Source organism: Candidatus Cloacimonadota bacterium, assembly GCA_020532355.1.
Lineage (GTDB): Bacteria > Cloacimonadota > Cloacimonadia > Cloacimonadales > Cloacimonadaceae > UBA5456.
Map to the genome: position 1 here is coordinate 28975 of JAJBBD010000103.1, position 16316 is coordinate 45290.

Genomic DNA, 16316 nt, shown 5'->3' on the forward strand with positions numbered 1-16316 from the left:
AGGAAAGAGAATAATGGTTCAAGTACTTATCAGTAGGATAGACACCATTCAATATGCGCTCTGGATGATGGGCCAGGGCATGCTGGGAATATTCATCTTTACGGGAATATTCTACATGCTAATCTACGGTTTGGAAAAGATATTTAATACCAAGAGAAACAAATGAAGCAAATAATTATAGCCATTAGTCTGCTTCTTTGCATTTTGCCTCTATGCGCCGGCTTTGATGTGGTGGAAAGCAACGAAACAGAAATCATCCTGGATTTCCACTTGAATACTTATGATATAGTAGAAGATCAAGATTTCTGCTCTATCAGAATGGAGCAAGCGGGCTATCCAGAAACTCCAGGAGCTCCATCTTTACCATCCTTTGAGTTTAAAGTCGGCATACCCCCCTCTGGAAATGCAATTGCCACAATTTTGCTAGATAGACAAGAACAGGTGACTTTAAACAAACGGATAAAACCGGTTCCATTCCCAGAATCTATAGACGGTATGTCTCACTACCGTTATGAGATTGATGAAGAGCTTTATACCGCACCCAGAGAAAGCATAATGCGGAACGCCGGTGTTCATACTTTTAGAGAGCATCCTCATATTCCATTCATTATCCATCCATTCGTCTATGATGGAAACAACTCCTTAAATATACTAACTTACGCCCGAATAAAGATTCAAATACAAGGAAATACAAACAATAAAGCCGCACCACGCAATGACTTGATGGCAGAATTGTTTCTTGATCAGCTTATCAATAAGGGCGAAGCTAAATACTGGTTAGCTCCTCAAAGGAGTAACGTTAACTACGCAGAATTCTCCAAATCTCCCTGGTGGGCAAAAATTGAAACAGACAAAATGGGAATGTTTAGGATTACTCCCAGCCAACTTAGCGGGTTTTCTGTTGAAGATATCGACCCTCGCAGTTTCCGGCTATTTGCTACCAGCGGCAAGCTGATGAATCAAAATTACTTAACTGCTGGCGAAGCTTTTACCGAAATACCAATTCAAGTCGTTGGCGAAGAAGATGGAAGTTTTGATGCAAATGATTATATAGTATTTTTTGGTTCAGATCGTACTGGTTACGAAAATAATGATGCTTTACAAGCAACCGATCAAGCTATTTATCATAACCCATACTCACACAATGGCATATACTGGTTAACACACGCTGGAACTTTTGATGGCGATCCCTTGCGCATCAGAATGGAAGATTCCGTAGAACATACTGAACAAGATTCTGTCAATACACAACTCTATACAATTCATCTAGAAGAAGAGAAACACCGCCGTTCAACAACTGGATATTTGTGGTACATGAGCCGTATGTTTGGCAGCAGCACCTTAGATTATTCATTTAATGTAAATTTGCCAGACTTAGATACTCAATCATTTCATCATTTAGAATTCCGCATCAAGCCTGAAGATGCAAGTGCTCTGGCTACTCATAGATTTTCCGTTTTAATAAATGGACAAATTTTCGCTGACAACGGAAGCGTATTTAGTTGGACAGGAAATTCTCACTATGATTTCTCTATGCATACAGATCTTTTTGTCCCCGGAAACAACCAAATTACTCTCAGAGTAGTACGCTATAACACGGATAACCTTTTTCTGGATTACATTCGCATCAATTATACACGAAAATTGGAAAAAGGTAACTCTCAGTACGTTGTAAACGATCAAACACCCTACTCTGCGTCTAGTATAAAATATAGTTTTCGAGGATCGATGACTAACCTGAATGTATACCGTACATCATCCTTTTCTGAGGTTAGCAAAATTGAGATAGAGCCACAAGCTGACGGCTTCTACTTTGTTTCTAGAGGATCTGAAAATACCAAATTCTTTGTATGTCAAGCCAATGAACTTTATAATCCGGTCACTGTGAATATTTTTGAACCCACTGATCTTTCTGCTATTGAAGGACCTATTGAAAGCGTAATAATTACGCCTCCAGGATTTATGGATAAAGCGCAAGAATTGGCAAATATGTATCTCCAAAACTGGAATATGAAAACCAAAGTAGTATTGCAAAGCGATATTTTTAACCAGTTTAACGGCGGGTACCCCGACCCTATGGCAATTAAACAATACCTAAGATATCTTTACTATAACTTACCGGAACCCAAGATTCGATCTCTCACTCTTTTGGGCATGGGAACAATTGATTGGCGAAACTTTTCTGGATCTGCTGCCAGCAAGAACCACATCATGATTTTCCAACACTCTTCAAATGACATCACTTCCGATGATTACTTTGGGATGCTTACTAACCTGAACCACCCCGAAATAGCCATAGGTAGATATCCAGTTAGTAATCTTACCGAATTGAATACAATGATGGATAATTTCCGCCGCTATACTCAAACACCCAAACCTGGATTATGGAAAAATAGCTTGCTGCTCTTAGCCGATGATAATGTTAATGGAACGAATACGATGGATTGGCAACATACGCGAGATATGCAAGCTCTTTCCAACATGATCAATCCCGCCGTATTCACGCACAAGATCTTTGCTGCCGATTATGACACCGATGAATTTCTTAACAAACCCAGAGTTAGAGATGCCATGTTTGAAGAGATAAATGCAGGAAAAGTAATCTGGTACTATATTGGTCACGGTTCATTTGACACGCTCAGCATGCAAAACTATTATACCGGCTCAACAGATATGGGCATGTTTAAAAACCCAGAAATGCTGCCTTTATTTGTCGCCGCATCTTGTGACGTTAGTTCTTTTGACCATTGGGCATACGAAAGTTTAGGCCAGAAATCTGTATTATTGAAGAATGCCGGAGCGATTGCCTCCGTTGCTTCTACCCGTAAAAGTTTTCCTGATCCCAATCACGGTTTGATGTCGTTCTTCATACCAAATTTAACCAATAGCCATCTTCCGCTTGGAGCTGCGCTTACCAAAGCCAAAACTAGCTATACTGCAAGCACCAACAATGATGCCATGTATATTGTGTTGGGAGATCCCAATATCTATACTTGCCCTCCAGAACACTCTAATCTAATCTTACCCCTAGTAGAAGAAAACATAGATCAAACCTATTTTTCTCGCCAAACAGCAAGATTTAGTGGATCCTTCAAAGAGATGGGACTTGCGGGAGAAGCAGAAGTTATTGCTACGGATTCAGAAAGAACTTACTCCTTGGGAGGCAATACAGTAAGCCAAAATGGCAACCAAATCTTTCGTGGAAAGGTTAGCGTTAAGGATTCTCAGTTTGATGCCGGAATGCTTATTCCGGACGACATCATGAGTGGTGATACTGGCACGGTTCTATCCTACCTTTGGGATGAGAATCAGAAAGAAGGTTATATAAGCTATTACCACCCTCTGAGGCTTTCTGACGAGGTTTTACAGGATACTCCAGAAAATGACGGTCCCCCAAAAATTGAAATATCGCTGGGTTCATACGATTTTCGCCCCGGTGACAAAGTGGGAACCTCTCCGGTGTTATATGCCCGTATTTCTGACGATAATGGAATCAATGTAACTGGGAGTGCCGGGCATAACATTCTCTTGGTTTTAGATAATTCATTACAACCAACATCAGTTACGTCATATTTTAGTTACGATACAGATTCTTTTACCAAAGGTACTTTAGTATATCAATTACCCAAGCTTAGTGAGGGTAATCATACAATTCAGCTAATTGCCTTCGATAATTACAACTTACCTGAAGTGGCAAGCACTCACTTTATTGCTAAAGAAAGTGGTTCAATATCTCTGGAGAACTTTCTCATTTATCCAAATCCCATGAATAAAGAAGGCTATATTACCTTCATAATCTCGCAATCTGCAGATGTTACCTTAGATGTTTTTAGCATCAGTGGCAGACGATTACGTCGTATAGAAACTATTGCGACTCAGGGCTTCAACAAGATATTCTTCGATGGTAAGGACGAATTTGGAGATAACTTAGCAAACAACACATACTTTATTAGGATAAAAGCTAAAACTTTAGATGGAAATAGCATTGAAAAACGCGAACGTCTGGTAATCTATAAATAATGGTGTCTTATGAAACTATACAACACAAAATCTCGGAGTAAAGAAGAATTTATCCCCCTCCAAGAAGGTAAGCTCAAACTATATGCCTGTGGGCCTACTGTTTATAACTATTTTCATATTGGAAATGCACGGGCATTCATCTTTTTTGATGTAGTGCGCCGTTACTTTGAGTATCTTGGTTACTCTGTAACATATGTACAAAATATCACCGATATTGATGATAAGATAATTGACCAAGCCATCGCTGAAAACAAAGATTTTAGCAAGATTGCCGATAAATATACTACAGCTTTTTTAAAAGATTGCCGCTCATTAGGAATTAAAAGCCCTACTCATCAACCACGTGCTACCGAAACTATGCCCCAGATTATTGAGCTTATTCAAACTCTGGAAACCAAAGGCAATGCGTACGAAGTAGATGGAGACGTATATTTCGATACCGCCTCACTACCAGAATACGGATACCTTTCGGGTAAACAGATTGACGATCAAATGGTTGGAGCAAGAGTAGCAGAGAATACTGCAAAGCGTCATCCGGCAGATTTTACTTTGTGGAAGAAAAGCAAACCAGGAGAGCCTTTTTGGCAAAGTCCCTGGGGTAATGGACGTCCAGGATGGCATACTGAATGTGTAGTAATGAGTCAACACTATTTGGGTGAGACTTTCGATATCCACGGCGGTGGCATTGATCTCGTTTTTCCTCATCATGAAAACGAAAATGCCCAAGCAATGGCCTTAACTGGAAAGCCTCTGGCGCGATATTGGATGCACAATGGCTTTTTAAATGTGGATGGCGAAAAGATGAGTAAAAGCTTAAAAAACTTCTTTACTACTCGTGATATATTAAAAGAATATGATGCTGAAGCAATACGCCATTTCTTTCTTTCCAAGCATTACCGGTCACCCATAGATTTTACCCGTGAATTGATAGAAGAATCGCATAAAGCAATTCAGAATTTCTATAAGGCACTAAAAGACCATAAGGTACAATCCCTGCACGAAGTAAACCTTATAGATACTGAACTTATAAGCATTGAGGAAAGTTTTAAGGATGCAATGAATGATGATTTTAACACTGCCAAGGCTATGGCTATCCTCTTCGACCTAAGTCATAAAGCCAGAAATCAATCACTTAACGAAGACTTTCGCAAACAAGCAGCTCATTTAATGCTCAAATTGGGAGCAGTATTGGGATTTTTTCAAATTGATTCTAAAGAACAAGAAAGTAAAATGCCAGATATAACTATAGCCCTAATAGATTTGATCCTCAGCTATCGAACCCAAGCCCGCACAGATAAGAACTGGCAGCTTTCAGACAAAATACGAAATGACTTACATCAGTTGGGCATCGTGATAGAAGACGGTCCTGATGGTAGTAGTTGGAGCCTGAGGTAAGAAAACATGAAAACAAAACAAATCATTCTGATTATCATTATACTTGCTGCCGTTATTACACTTTTCCTTGTGTTTCGCAATTTCGGGAAAGTAAAGCTCGATAAGCCAGAAAGTATAGTTTACGATCCGGTGTCAGAGAAATTTCTCATTTCGAATGTTGGTAATGGTAACATTGTGGCAATGGACGAACAAGGATCGCTTTCCGAATTCATTTCCGGCGAATTTGATGCACCTAAGGGAATGATTATCCAAGCTGATAAGTTATACATCACCGATCCAAATCAAATTCACGTAGTAAAATTAAGCGAAGCCAAGATTGTAGAAAGCTTTTATATAGAGGGGGCTAAGGGACTCAACGACATAGCCATAGATGAATATGGCAAACTTTATATTACCGATACCATCGATAACTGTGTTTTTGTTTACGATCCCACTTCCAAAACTCAAGAACGCCTTTCTAGCCCTTTATTGCAAGCTCCAAACGGTATAATATACGATAAACCTCGCTGGCAGATGTTTATTGTTAATCTTAGCCAGCATTCCCCCATTATTAGTCTCAATACCAGAGATAAGAGTTTTAGTATCTTTAAGGATACTATGTATTCAGATCTTGATGGCATTGCAATAGATGATCTTGGTAGAATTTTCTTTAGCTCATGGAAAGAAAACATGATCATTGAGATTCCACAAGAACAAAACCGATTTGTTACAAATTTCAAAGGATATGACGGCGCCGCAGACATATATTATCATCTGCCCGGAAACGAGCTTTTGGTGCCTATGTTCAAACACAATAAAATCGAGAGAATCCCGCTTGATTGATGTCAGTTGATATAAATTTAATCATCTATCCCAGTGTTGTTACCAAAACATTTAGCAATAAGGATTTATACAAAAACGAATTGTTCGTTTATAAATTGAATATTCCTCACGTTCCAAAATTGTTGAGCTATGGTCAAACGGAAGCAATGAACAGCAATTTATGGTACATCACAACCAAACGCGTCAAAGGAAAGCCATATCTGGATGAAAGCTTTTTTAACGCCTCTCAGATGGGACTGGCTGTGGCTGAATTCCATAAAGCAAGTTTAACTTCAAACAAGTGTTTGTGTCATTTTGATAATCAACCCAAAAATATCCTCTTGACTGGATCTGTTTATTATTTTGTTGATTTTACTGATAGTAAGATAGACTATCCAGAAACCGACATTACTCACCTCTTACTTTTTTGGGCAGATGAGTTCGATTATAAAGAGTTTATCAACCTTGTCACCAGTTTTTTAAATGCTTATCAACGAATTATCTCTTTAGACCCTAATCGATGGGCTACTTGCTTAAATAACAGCATATCTCGCTTTGATAAAAGACGACAGTTATTCCATAAAACCACCCATTCTAAGCATCGTGAGATAAATCGTTGTTGGTTGAGCGAAATTATCTGAACCACACTTTGAAAAGCCCTTCCCTTCATAGAATTTTAATCTCTTTTAGTCCTCGCCTTGTTATGTGCGATTGGCAATCTTGATACACCACTGTAATTTAAACTATGATTCAAGCTGCCATTCTCCCTTACCAACAGGAGAATCCCAATATAAAGCCTTGTTAATAACAGCCCGATTCGACAAGATAGAAACAATCAATCCGATAAAATGAATGATACTTCATCAATTTGAGTCTTTGGCGAAACCCACACAACGATACGAATTTTCCTATTGTTTTCCTTTCATCATGGATTCGAGTTGTTTCATTCCCTTAGGGCTGCTCATCTTCTTCATCATTTTCTTCATGTCTTCGAATTGACGCATCAGGCGGTTTACTTCCATTACTGGTCTTCCACAACCCTTAGAAATCCTTAATCGGCGGCTCCCGTTCAACAAGTCTGGTTTCTCCCTTTCATTATAGGTCATAGATTGAATAATGGCTTCAACGTGTTTTAAGGCATTATCGTCAATTTTAAGATCAGCAGGCATCTTGGGCCCTATACCAGGGATCATTTTGATAATGGAATCCAAAGGTCCCATTTTTTTAATACTCTGAAGTTGCTTTAGAAAGTCGTTCAAAGTAAACTGGTTCTTCAACATCTTGCGTGCCAGTTTCTCTTCTTCTGCGGCATTCAAAGTTTCTTCGGCTTTTTCAATTAGGCTTAATACATCGCCCATTCCCAAAATTCTGGAAGCCATCCTGTCGGAATAAAAAACTTCCAAATCCGGAATCTTCTCCCCCGTACCCACATAAGCGAGGGGTCTTCCAGTTACAGCCTTAATCGATAGCGCTGCACCCCCTCTGGCATCACCATCAAGCTTGGTGAGGATAACAGCATCAAAATCTAGTTTCTTGTGAAATTCATCAGCAACAGTTACAGCATCCTGTCCAGTCATAGCATCAGCAACAAAGAATATGTAATCTGGCTTGATGAACGCTTTTAATTTAGCTACTTCATCCATCATGTCAGTATCGATGTGAAGACGGCCTGCTGTATCAAATATTAGCAGGTTGCTAAAGGCTGAATATGCTTGCTTTAGTGCGGAATCTGCAATTGTAATTACATCTTTGCTTTCTTCTGCAACTACGGGAATATCAATCTGCCGCCCCAGTGTTTTAAGTTGTTCGATAGCTGCAGGACGATATACATCACATGCAACCATCATCGGCTTGATCCCTTTCTTTCGATACATCGCCGCAAGTTTGGCGCATGCCGTAGTTTTACCCGAGCCCTGCAAACCTACCATCATTACTTTTGTAAGTTTATTGTTATATACCTTCATCTCAAAGCCCTCGGTATCCATAAGGGCGATAAGTTGTTCGTGTACTATTTTTACAATCTGCTGACCGGGAGTAAGAGATTTCATTACTTCCGCACCAACAGCTCGTTTTTCCACCTCTGCGATGAAGTTCTTCACTATCTTGAAGTTAACATCTGCCTCAAGCAAAGCAAGACGAATCTCCCTCATGCTATCTTTTATATTCTGTTCTGTAAGATATCCGCTCCCTTTGAGGTTACGAAAAATTGTATCCAGCCGTTCAGACAAGCTGCTAAACATCTATTTTCCCCTTAATTTGTATATTGCTTGAGAATAGTCTTGCGCATCAAATATGTATGAAGCCGATACCAAAATATTAGCTCCAGCTTCAATGAGTTGAGTGCAATTATCTGCATTCACTCCCCCATCTACTTCAATCTGTAATTGAGGATATTGCTTTTTATAAGCTGATAATTGCCTTACTTTATCTATTACTGAAGGGATAAATCTCTGAGACGAATAACCCGGATTAACGCTCATCAATAAAACATAATCCAAGTCTTCTAAAATTGCGTCCAATGAATTGATTGGAGTAGCAGGATTAAGCGCTATTCCCGCCTTAATACCCAAAGATTTTATCTTTTGAATCATACGGTGACTGTGATACACCGTTTCCTGATGGAATGAAATCCACTCTATGCCAATATCTGCCAATGGCTCTATATAAGATTGAGGATTTGTTACCATTAGATGCGCATCCAAAGGCTTGATGCTTAGTTTGCGGATGGCAGAAACCAGTGGGTATCCAAAACTGAGGTTTGGTACATAATGACCGTCCATTAAGTCCAAATGAATCATATCGGCTGCTTCCAAAAGTTTTATCTCGTCTGCCAAGTGGGAAAAATCTGCTGAAAGAACCGACGCTGCAATTTTTATACTCATTTCTTTCTTCTCTTTGGGCTGTTAATTAAGTAGATTATATCGTTTATATTCTCTCCATACGCCGCATATTTACTAATGATATCTGCCTTTCGTAGAACCAATTCCTGCATCCACGTGCTGTTTTGTACCCCTACATAAAGGATATCATTGTCTAGTTTTATCGGGTGAGAGCGCTCTGCCAAAAGGTCACCAACAATCCTTTGCCAACAAAAATATGCTTGGATAAAATGGCTATATCTTTCCCCACCCAATGCCAAGATGAGTTTATGAAAGTTGCTGTCTGCACGAATAAAAGACATATAATAGATTTAGGGAGTATTACCCCCAAAAGTGACCAATACTCCCGTATAATTTGGTTTTATTCTTCGCTAAAATAAAGACCCATGGCGTTGTACGCCAGGATCAATACTGCCATAGACACATAATATACCGAACCGATACCCATAGTAGTGCTATCAACTCTCGACATCAAAATGCCAGGGATGATTGAAGCAATTACAAAGACAATGTAGCCTATGGCACGGTTTGCCAGAGTAGTACCCTTGCGGTTGATTAATACCACTGTGGTTAAAACCAGTGCGATAAACAAAATGCTAAGACCAAGCATCAGTGGAATAACAACACCTACGCTCATGCTTTCCGGCAGGTTTATTACACTGGTACGTAAAGTGATAAATAAAGGTGATGCGACGGCCAAGAGCATTAAAATGCCTGCTAACACTTTTCTAAACGTTTTGTTCGATCGTTGGCTTACTTCAAAATGGCGTTGGTTGTTTTTAAGAGTAAGATATACTACAAAACTTAGTGCCAGAAAGAAGGCAGCATATACAAGCATCATCACAGGGCGCCCGGTTATCATGCCCATCGTAGAAAGGACTGCGATGAAGAAAACCAAGCCTGCTATCTGCTTAAATTTAAATAATTTATCATGCATGGGAACCTCCCGGAAATATTATTCGGCTTCTGCTTCAACTACAAAGTTAAGATCGGCAACCACATCTTTATGTAGTCTAACTTGAATGCTGTGTTCGCCCAATTCCTTGGTATGGTGCTCCATTTGCACCGCAGAACGATGGATTTCCAAGCCTTCTTGCTGAAGAGCATGAACAATATCGTTTTCTGAAACTGAGCCAAACAAGCTTCCCTGTTCATCTACTTTGCGGACGAAAGACAGTTTAATAGAAGCGATTTTTTCGGCAAGTTTTTTTAATTCTGTAATCTTTTTTTCTTCGGTAGCCTGAATCTCTTCTTGTATGCTACCGAGACGTTTCATATTATATGGGGTGGCGTAAAGTGCATAATTGCGGGAAACAAGATAGTTTCTGGCGTATCCGCGTTTTACGTTTACTACTTCGCCTTGTTTGCCCAACTTTTCTATATTTTCGAGCAAGATAACTTTCATGCGGTATTTCCTCCACGTGTTTTGTTTCCGCTTATCCAACTATCGGCAAAACCGATTAAAACAAGCGGGATAAAAGCATAGATCAATGCTAGTATCATAACTATGCTTTTAATAATATTGTTTGTAATTACTCTGGAAATAAAATTCCACACCAGAAAAAAACCCTGGATAAGCGGAACTGTACATAATAGAATTAGAGTGTTTAAGAATACTACCTTAGTAGCTTCATAGAAATATAAGGGCAGTGATGCCATAATTAGAACGTTGTATAATACGCTAAACTTCATGGCTCCAGTATCCAAGGGAATATGAATGGTTTTATGAAAGATCAAATATCCAATCATTAGAGCAAATATCTGCCCCACTCCCCAAAATGCCGGCATCACTTTCTGCCATAAGTTTGCGCTAATTTGCATATACTCTTGATCCATAAAAGCCGGCATCTGCTCTTGCACCATCTTCATTCCTTCCGTATAGGCTGCATTTAGTATCCCATCAAAAATAAACATCCTCGCCAGAGAATAGGTTATAATCATCATAATCCCCGCTAGCAGGGCTTCACTCAATAGCTGATTGCGCCTGAGAATAAGCAAGAATATATAGACAACCAATCCAACTCCAAATATTGCATCGCAAGCAAGTAAAGGGGTATCGCCTCTACGACCGTCAATCAGCAACACAAGGATTGGCATCACAAAAAAGAGGATAATCGCTCTCTGCGGAGATACTAAAGCAGGACCCAATACCTTTGCACTGAAATACATTACCATTATCATCCCCAAAAAGGGGCTGATAAGAGATAATGTGCCACTCAGGAAAGGCAAAATGAACATCGGCTTATTCTACTACGTAGGGAATAAGCGCCATCTGCCTAGCACGTTTGATTTCTGTAGCCAACTTGCGCTGATGCTTGGCACATGTCCCGGTTAGACGAGCTGCTTCGATCTTACCAACATCCGACGTATATTGACGCATTAAATCAATGTTTTTGTAATCTATTACAATATCTGCATTGGCGCAGAACTTACAGTATTTCCTGCGGCTAAATTTCTTTTTTCTATCGCTATAATTCATTGTTTCTCCTAAAATGGAACATCATCGTTAGTTGCATTTTTTGTCTGTGTAGATTCTTCCGAAGGCATTGGCGTATCTGTTTCATACTGAGGTGCTTCACCATCACGAGGCTTCCACTCCAACAAATGAATACTATCCGCAGTCACTTCCGTTGATTTACGGTTTTGGTTGTTTTGGTCAGTCCAATTTCTGGTATCAACTCGCCCCTCTACAATAACTGCACTGCCTTTATGGGCGTTCTTATCCAGATATTCGGCTGTTTTACTCCAGGCAACACAATCTATCCAGCTTGTAACTGTTTGCCATTGGTCCGATTCATCCTTGTAGTTTCTGTCTACAGCAAGAGTGAAGCGCATTACCGCTGTTCCTTTGGGTGTAAATTTTAGCTCCAAATCGTTAGCTATTCTTCCTGCTGCAATAAACTTATTGAGTCTGGGTAATCTTAGGTCTGCCATAATACCTCCTTATTTCTCGTCACGAGCAACGAACATATGTCGGATTATGTTTTCGTTGATGTTGAACTGCTGTTTGATGGCTTTAATTGAAAGGCTATCCATCTTCATGTAGTTCACGTAATAATACGCTTCCTGATGCTTATCGATAGGGTATGCAAGCATGCGTTTCCCCCAAGCATCTGTCTTGATGATTTCAGCACCGGCTTCTTGCAGCGTTTTTAATGCTGCTTCATTAGCCGCATCTGCATTCTCTGCACTAAGCTTCGGGGTAAACATCACCATAAGTTCGTAATCCTTAATCATCCTTTTCCTCCTTTGGACATTTGATTCCGACAGTTTTACCATCGGAATAGGATTTCTTCCATTTACTATATTCATTCAACATGCTGTTGAAATCGCTTTTTATAAATGTATCTAAAAAGCGGACTACCTGTTTTAAGCTTTCGTTAAACCTTGTCAGTTCAACTTCCTCAAAATCTTCAAGGACATACCTTTCAGCAGGAATAAGATCGGATCTTCCAATTCCTATCCTTATACGTTTCAGTTCTGTTGGGGGCATGATTTGAAACAGTGATTTCAATCCATTATGCCCACCATCACCCCCGCCATTCCTTAGTCGTAAGGAAGCAGAAGGAAGCTCTATATCATCGTGGATTACTAGTATTTCAGATATCTTCCAGCGCAAGAGAGCTGCCTTAAGTGCTTTCTCTACCAAGTTCATGTATGTTTTTGGTTTGATGGCAACCGCTTGTTTATACACAATATAATCGAAAAGATCATTCTGTCTAAACGTCAATTGATGTGATTTTGCCCATTTATCAAGCGCTATAAAGCCAATATTATGCCTTGTACGATGATAGCGCTGAGGATGGTTTCCTAAAGCCACAATCAACTTCATAAACAGGGTCAGTCTTCTTCTATTGTTTCTGGCTCTTCGGCTTCTTCGGCAGTGGGTTCAACCGCAGCTGTGGCCTTGGCATGGATAACCACAAGCGTTACATCGTCGGCGTCTCTATATGTCCAAGAACCATGTGGAAGATCGCGTATATGTTTGGAATCGCCAACTTTCATGTCGCTAACATCTAGCTCAAGCCCTTCTGGTACCTCTGAGGCTTTACAGTTTACCTTTACTGTGCGTTGAATTACATCCATAAATCCGCCTTCCTTGATGCCTATTGCCTCTCCCATATAATGAAGCGGAATATCTACATCTATGGCGCTGTCTGCTCCAACAACCATGAAATCTAGGTGCAGGAAGTTTCTGTTAACTGGATGGATTTGCTTATCTTTAATAATAGTGTGGTACTTAGTGCCATCTACATTTAGTTCGTAGAAAGCTAATTCTGAAAAGCTCTTTTTGTAGCATTTCTGAAACTCATTACTATTTATGGAAAGCTTTATGGATTCCATGTCTCCACCGTATACAATTACAGGGATCAAGCCCTGAGCTCGCAGCTGGGTAAGATCGCTTTTCTTTTTGGTGTTTCTTGTTTCTGCGTTTAGAGTAAATATCATTTATTCCTCCATTTATTTACTATCTGAATAACAGACTAATTGATTCTCCAATGTGGATCTTTTTGATGGCTATCGCCAGCATTTCCGCAATGGAGAGTTGTACTATCTTTTTACAATTTCTTTTTTGCTCATTTAACATAATAGTATTGGTTACGAATAGTTTTTCTATTGGTGAAGCCTCCAAAGAGCTTATTGCTTTGCCAGATAAAACGCCATGAGTACAAGCAGCATATATCTTTTTGGTGCCCTGTTCTTGAAGAGCATTCGCTACTTTTATCAAACTCCCACCGGTATCGATAATGTCGTCGTATAAAATTGCTGTCTTACCGCAAACATCACCGATTATATTCAACAACTCAGTTTGGTCATTATTCCCGCTACGGCGTTTATCGCCAATTGCCAAGCCACAGTTCAGACGTTTAGCTAATGCTCGCGCACGATTTGCCCCTCCAGAATCTGGAGATACCACCACTATATCTTCCATTTGCATGATACTTTTAAAGTAACGAGCAAATGATGGAATTGCATAAAGATGGTCAACCGGAATATTAAAAAAACCTTGTATCTGATCGGCATGAAGATCTACAGTGACCACCCGGTCTGCTCCGGCTACAGTTATAATATCTGCCACCAGTTTTGCCGTGATCGGAACTCGAGGTTGATCTTTTTTATCGCTTCGGGCATAAGCATAGTATGGAATTACACAGTTGATGCGTTGAGCACTTGCCCGTTTTAATGCATCTATGATGATTAACAGATCCATCAGATTGTCATTAACAGGATAACTGGTTGGTTGGATGACAAAAACATCTGCTCCCCGCACATTATCATTTATTTTCACAAACGATTCATCGTTGGAAAACTTAAACAAATCTATATCGCCCAAAGGTATGCCTGCATATCTTGCCACTTCCTCTGCCAGAGGACGATTGGCATTGCCTGTTATTAGCTTTAGTTTGGAAAACATCCTTTGTACTCTCTTTGTGATATCGTTTTTGTGTGATGGGTAAAATAACCCAGCTTTGCAAAGTAATCCGCACAGAGCTTGGCTTTCTTTGCGTCCTTAAATATTCCAAAACAACTTGACCCACTGCCGCTCAGCATGCTTTTAACTGCACCGTGTAAACTAATTTGATCTAGCAATCGATCCACAACAGGGTACAACTTACGTACTGCCGGCTCAAGTCTGTTAAACATTGTAGAAATTGGATGATTAGGATCAAACAGCTTTACCTCACTTGGAAGCGGGACTTCCACAGCGCCATAAGCAGCACCGGCAGATATTAATATGCCGGGATTCACTAAAACTATGTTATCAATTATGATATCGCTCATTTCAGTGATCCTTTCACCCCGGTTTTCACCGTTTGCAGTTCCACCATGTAGAAAGAAGTTTATATCGCTCCCGAAGCTGGCGGCAATATGTTCCTTTTCCATTTGGCTTAGCTGCAATTGCCAAAGCTTATTCAGTACCTCAATAGCACTGGCGGCATTTGAACTTCCCCCACCTAATCCCGCAGCAATTGGAATCCGCTTTTTCAAGTAGATTTCTACTCCGGCGCACACCTTGTAAGTATCTTGTAAATACTTGGCTATCTTATAGATAAGGTTGTTTTCACCACTTAGCTCAGCAACCGAAGACCAAACTATTATGGACTCTCTTTTTGTCAAAACATATTTGATCTCGTCAAAAAGGTCAATACTGCATAAAACAGTATTGACCTTATGGTAATTTTCCGGAAGGCGATCTAATACCTCAAGAAATAGATTTATTTTTGCGTAAGAAGCGGCTAACATTCTTTTTCTGCTTCTTGGGCACCTCATCCCCATAGTAATAATAGTAATAGTAATAATAGTAATAGTTTTGCTTATTATAGTACTTCTGTACATAGATGCCATTTACAATAATGCCATCAATTCTGGCATCAATGTTCTCCATAAGCTCTTTTGTCCGCTTAATAATACCTTTCTCGGTTTGACCACACCTTACCACTACAAAGGTCATGTCAACTTTCTTGGTCAAAATCAGAGCATCTGTAACCGCAATTACTGGAGGTGTATCGAAAAGGATATAATCGAATTCGTTACGCAAATCGGAAATCATCTGATCCATTCGGGAAGAAGCTATCAATTCGGATGGATTGGGAGGCACAAATCCACTAGTAATAACGCTCAAGTTCATAATTCCTGTTTCTTTGATTATTTGATGAATCTTTACATCTGGATCAATCAGATAATCGCTGGAACCGTTTTCTTTGTCGATGTTAAATTTTGAGTGAATAGTGGGACGTCTCATATCCATATCCACCAATACTACTTTACTGTTCATTTGCGCCAAGGTAATAGCCATATTTGCTACAGAAGTTGATTTACCTTCTTTGGGGCCCGATGAAGTAACAAGCATAGTGGCACTACCGTCAGCCGTGCGGGAGAGGATATTTGTTCTCAGGGTACGATAAGATTCTGCAATAGGAGATTTTGGAGCATAATGAGATACCAATTGCTGCAATACGAAATGCATTGATTGTACAAGTTGGTGGCGGGTTTCGCCGTCGCTTTTCTCGATCATTTCACTAAACTCTGCTAATTTCCCTTCTGGCTCACTGATAACCGGAATCGTTCCCACTATCGGTAAGCGGACAAAGCCTTCCATATCTTCCAGAGTCCGCAGCTTTGTATCCATAGAGTGCACAATAAAGGCAACCCCCACTCCTAGGCCAAGCCCCAGAATTATTCCCACCAGAATATTCATTGATACTCTTGGCTTAATCG

19 protein-coding genes are annotated in these 16316 nt (G+C 39.9%); 5 read left to right on the forward strand and 14 right to left on the reverse strand.

What is annotated here, in order from left to right:
* Positions 1 to 13: 13 nt before the first annotated feature.
* From LHW48_03595 to LHW48_03615, 5 genes are read left to right on the forward strand one after another with little or no spacing between them, the layout of a single operon-like run.
* Entirely contained in the window at positions 14 to 166 is a 153-nt protein-coding gene (locus LHW48_03595; GenBank protein ID MCB5259542.1) for a hypothetical protein, read from the forward strand.
* A complete protein-coding gene (gene porU, locus LHW48_03600; GenBank protein ID MCB5259543.1) occupies positions 163 to 4020 on the forward strand; it encodes a type IX secretion system sortase PorU in 3858 nt (1285 codons plus the stop codon). Before LHW48_03595 ends, porU begins: the two co-directional genes overlap by 4 nt.
* A 9-nt stretch (positions 4021 to 4029) precedes the next feature.
* Positions 4030 to 5415, forward strand: a complete 1386-nt coding sequence (gene cysS, locus LHW48_03605) for a cysteine--tRNA ligase (GenBank protein MCB5259544.1) — start codon at positions 4030 to 4032, stop codon at positions 5413 to 5415.
* A 6-nt stretch (positions 5416 to 5421) separates the two neighbouring features.
* Positions 5422 to 6237 carry an SMP-30/gluconolactonase/LRE family protein gene (locus LHW48_03610; protein ID MCB5259545.1) on the forward strand — a complete coding sequence of 272 codons (816 nt, stop codon included), beginning with the start codon at positions 5422 to 5424 and terminating at the stop codon, positions 6235 to 6237.
* Positions 6237 to 6857, forward strand: a complete 621-nt coding sequence (locus LHW48_03615; protein MCB5259546.1) for a phosphotransferase — start codon at positions 6237 to 6239, stop codon at positions 6855 to 6857. Before LHW48_03610 ends, LHW48_03615 begins: the two co-directional genes overlap by 1 nt.
* A gap of 267 nt (positions 6858 to 7124) precedes the next feature.
* Here LHW48_03615 and ffh read toward each other — a convergent pair whose 3' ends face one another.
* The 14 genes from ffh to LHW48_03685 form a co-directional block, all read right to left on the reverse strand.
* Positions 7125 to 8456, reverse strand: a complete 1332-nt coding sequence (ffh, locus tag LHW48_03620; GenBank protein MCB5259547.1) for a signal recognition particle protein — start codon at positions 8454 to 8456, stop codon at positions 7125 to 7127.
* Positions 8457 to 9098 carry a ribulose-phosphate 3-epimerase gene (gene rpe / locus LHW48_03625; protein ID MCB5259548.1) on the reverse strand — a complete coding sequence of 214 codons (642 nt, stop codon included), beginning with the start codon at positions 9096 to 9098 and terminating at the stop codon, positions 8457 to 8459. It abuts the gene before it with no gap.
* Positions 9095 to 9397, reverse strand: a complete 303-nt coding sequence (locus LHW48_03630) for a DUF721 domain-containing protein (GenBank protein ID MCB5259549.1) — start codon at positions 9395 to 9397, stop codon at positions 9095 to 9097. Before LHW48_03630 ends, rpe begins: the two co-directional genes overlap by 4 nt.
* 59 nt (positions 9398 to 9456) lie before the next feature.
* On the reverse strand, positions 9457 to 10032 hold the full coding sequence (locus tag LHW48_03635) for a hypothetical protein (protein MCB5259550.1): 576 nt from the start codon (positions 10030 to 10032) through the stop codon (positions 9457 to 9459).
* Positions 10033 to 10050: 18 nt separating this feature from the next.
* On the reverse strand, positions 10051 to 10500 hold the full coding sequence (gene rplI, locus LHW48_03640) for a 50S ribosomal protein L9 (GenBank protein MCB5259551.1): 450 nt from the start codon (positions 10498 to 10500) through the stop codon (positions 10051 to 10053).
* On the reverse strand, positions 10497 to 11333 hold the full coding sequence (locus tag LHW48_03645; protein ID MCB5259552.1) for a hypothetical protein: 837 nt from the start codon (positions 11331 to 11333) through the stop codon (positions 10497 to 10499). Before LHW48_03645 ends, rplI begins: the two co-directional genes overlap by 4 nt.
* Positions 11334 to 11337: 4 nt before the next feature.
* Complete coding sequence (gene rpsR, locus LHW48_03650; GenBank protein ID MCB5259553.1) at positions 11338 to 11574, reverse strand: 30S ribosomal protein S18; 237 nt, start codon at positions 11572 to 11574, stop codon at positions 11338 to 11340.
* A gap of 8 nt (positions 11575 to 11582) precedes the next feature.
* Complete coding sequence (locus LHW48_03655) at positions 11583 to 12029, reverse strand: single-stranded DNA-binding protein (protein MCB5259554.1); 447 nt, start codon at positions 12027 to 12029, stop codon at positions 11583 to 11585.
* A gap of 9 nt (positions 12030 to 12038) precedes the next feature.
* Positions 12039 to 12332, reverse strand: coding sequence for a 30S ribosomal protein S6 (gene rpsF, locus LHW48_03660; GenBank protein MCB5259555.1), 294 nt, complete (start codon positions 12330 to 12332; stop codon positions 12039 to 12041).
* A complete protein-coding gene (pth, locus tag LHW48_03665; protein ID MCB5259556.1) occupies positions 12325 to 12927 on the reverse strand; it encodes an aminoacyl-tRNA hydrolase in 603 nt (200 codons plus the stop codon). The genes rpsF and pth overlap by 8 nt, the downstream gene beginning before the upstream one ends.
* A gap of 8 nt (positions 12928 to 12935) precedes the next feature.
* Entirely contained in the window at positions 12936 to 13544 is a 609-nt protein-coding gene (locus LHW48_03670; GenBank protein ID MCB5259557.1) for a 50S ribosomal protein L25, read from the reverse strand.
* Positions 13545 to 13563: 19 nt separating this feature from the next.
* Positions 13564 to 14511 (reverse strand): ribose-phosphate pyrophosphokinase, encoded by a 948-nt coding sequence (locus LHW48_03675; GenBank protein ID MCB5259558.1) that lies wholly within the window; start codon positions 14509 to 14511, stop codon positions 13564 to 13566.
* Positions 14496 to 15341: a 4-(cytidine 5'-diphospho)-2-C-methyl-D-erythritol kinase gene (gene ispE / locus LHW48_03680; GenBank protein ID MCB5259559.1), complete on the reverse strand. Its 846-nt coding sequence runs from the start codon at positions 15339 to 15341 to the stop codon at positions 14496 to 14498. Before ispE ends, LHW48_03675 begins: the two co-directional genes overlap by 16 nt.
* Positions 15301 to 16316: polysaccharide biosynthesis tyrosine autokinase (locus LHW48_03685; protein MCB5259560.1), on the reverse strand; the 1016-nt coding region annotated here is incomplete at its 5' end. The genes ispE and LHW48_03685, both read right to left, overlap by 41 nt.

What these genes read in the sequence shown, in the direction of transcription:
- LHW48_03615 (MCB5259546.1), top strand. Translation starts at nt 6,237, where the DNA reads ATGTCAGTTGATATAAATTTAATCATCTATCCCAGTGTTGTTACCAAA.
- rpsF (MCB5259555.1), bottom strand. Translation starts at nt 12,332, where the DNA reads ATGATTAAGGATTACGAACTTATGGTGATGTTTACCCCGAAGCTTAGT.
- pth (MCB5259556.1), bottom strand. Translation starts at nt 12,927, where the DNA reads ATGAAGTTGATTGTGGCTTTAGGAAACCATCCTCAGCGCTATCATCGT.
- LHW48_03670 (MCB5259557.1), bottom strand. Translation starts at nt 13,544, where the DNA reads ATGATATTTACTCTAAACGCAGAAACAAGAAACACCAAAAAGAAAAGC.
- LHW48_03655 (MCB5259554.1), bottom strand. Translation starts at nt 12,029, where the DNA reads ATGGCAGACCTAAGATTACCCAGACTCAATAAGTTTATTGCAGCAGGA.
- LHW48_03610 (MCB5259545.1), top strand. Translation starts at nt 5,422, where the DNA reads ATGAAAACAAAACAAATCATTCTGATTATCATTATACTTGCTGCCGTT.
- rplI (MCB5259551.1), bottom strand. Translation starts at nt 10,500, where the DNA reads ATGAAAGTTATCTTGCTCGAAAATATAGAAAAGTTGGGCAAACAAGGC.
- ffh (MCB5259547.1), bottom strand. Translation starts at nt 8,456, where the DNA reads ATGTTTAGCAGCTTGTCTGAACGGCTGGATACAATTTTTCGTAACCTC.
- cysS (MCB5259544.1), top strand. Translation starts at nt 4,030, where the DNA reads ATGAAACTATACAACACAAAATCTCGGAGTAAAGAAGAATTTATCCCC.
- rpe (MCB5259548.1), bottom strand. Translation starts at nt 9,098, where the DNA reads ATGAGTATAAAAATTGCAGCGTCGGTTCTTTCAGCAGATTTTTCCCAC.
- rpsR (MCB5259553.1), bottom strand. Translation starts at nt 11,574, where the DNA reads ATGAATTATAGCGATAGAAAAAAGAAATTTAGCCGCAGGAAATACTGT.
- ispE (MCB5259559.1), bottom strand. Translation starts at nt 15,341, where the DNA reads ATGTTAGCCGCTTCTTACGCAAAAATAAATCTATTTCTTGAGGTATTA.
- LHW48_03630 (MCB5259549.1), bottom strand. Translation starts at nt 9,397, where the DNA reads ATGTCTTTTATTCGTGCAGACAGCAACTTTCATAAACTCATCTTGGCA.
- porU (MCB5259543.1), top strand. Translation starts at nt 163, where the DNA reads ATGAAGCAAATAATTATAGCCATTAGTCTGCTTCTTTGCATTTTGCCT.
- LHW48_03635 (MCB5259550.1), bottom strand. Translation starts at nt 10,032, where the DNA reads ATGCATGATAAATTATTTAAATTTAAGCAGATAGCAGGCTTGGTTTTC.
- LHW48_03595 (MCB5259542.1), top strand. Translation starts at nt 14, where the DNA reads ATGGTTCAAGTACTTATCAGTAGGATAGACACCATTCAATATGCGCTC.
- LHW48_03645 (MCB5259552.1), bottom strand. Translation starts at nt 11,333, where the DNA reads ATGTTCATTTTGCCTTTCCTGAGTGGCACATTATCTCTTATCAGCCCC.
- LHW48_03675 (MCB5259558.1), bottom strand. Translation starts at nt 14,511, where the DNA reads ATGTTTTCCAAACTAAAGCTAATAACAGGCAATGCCAATCGTCCTCTG.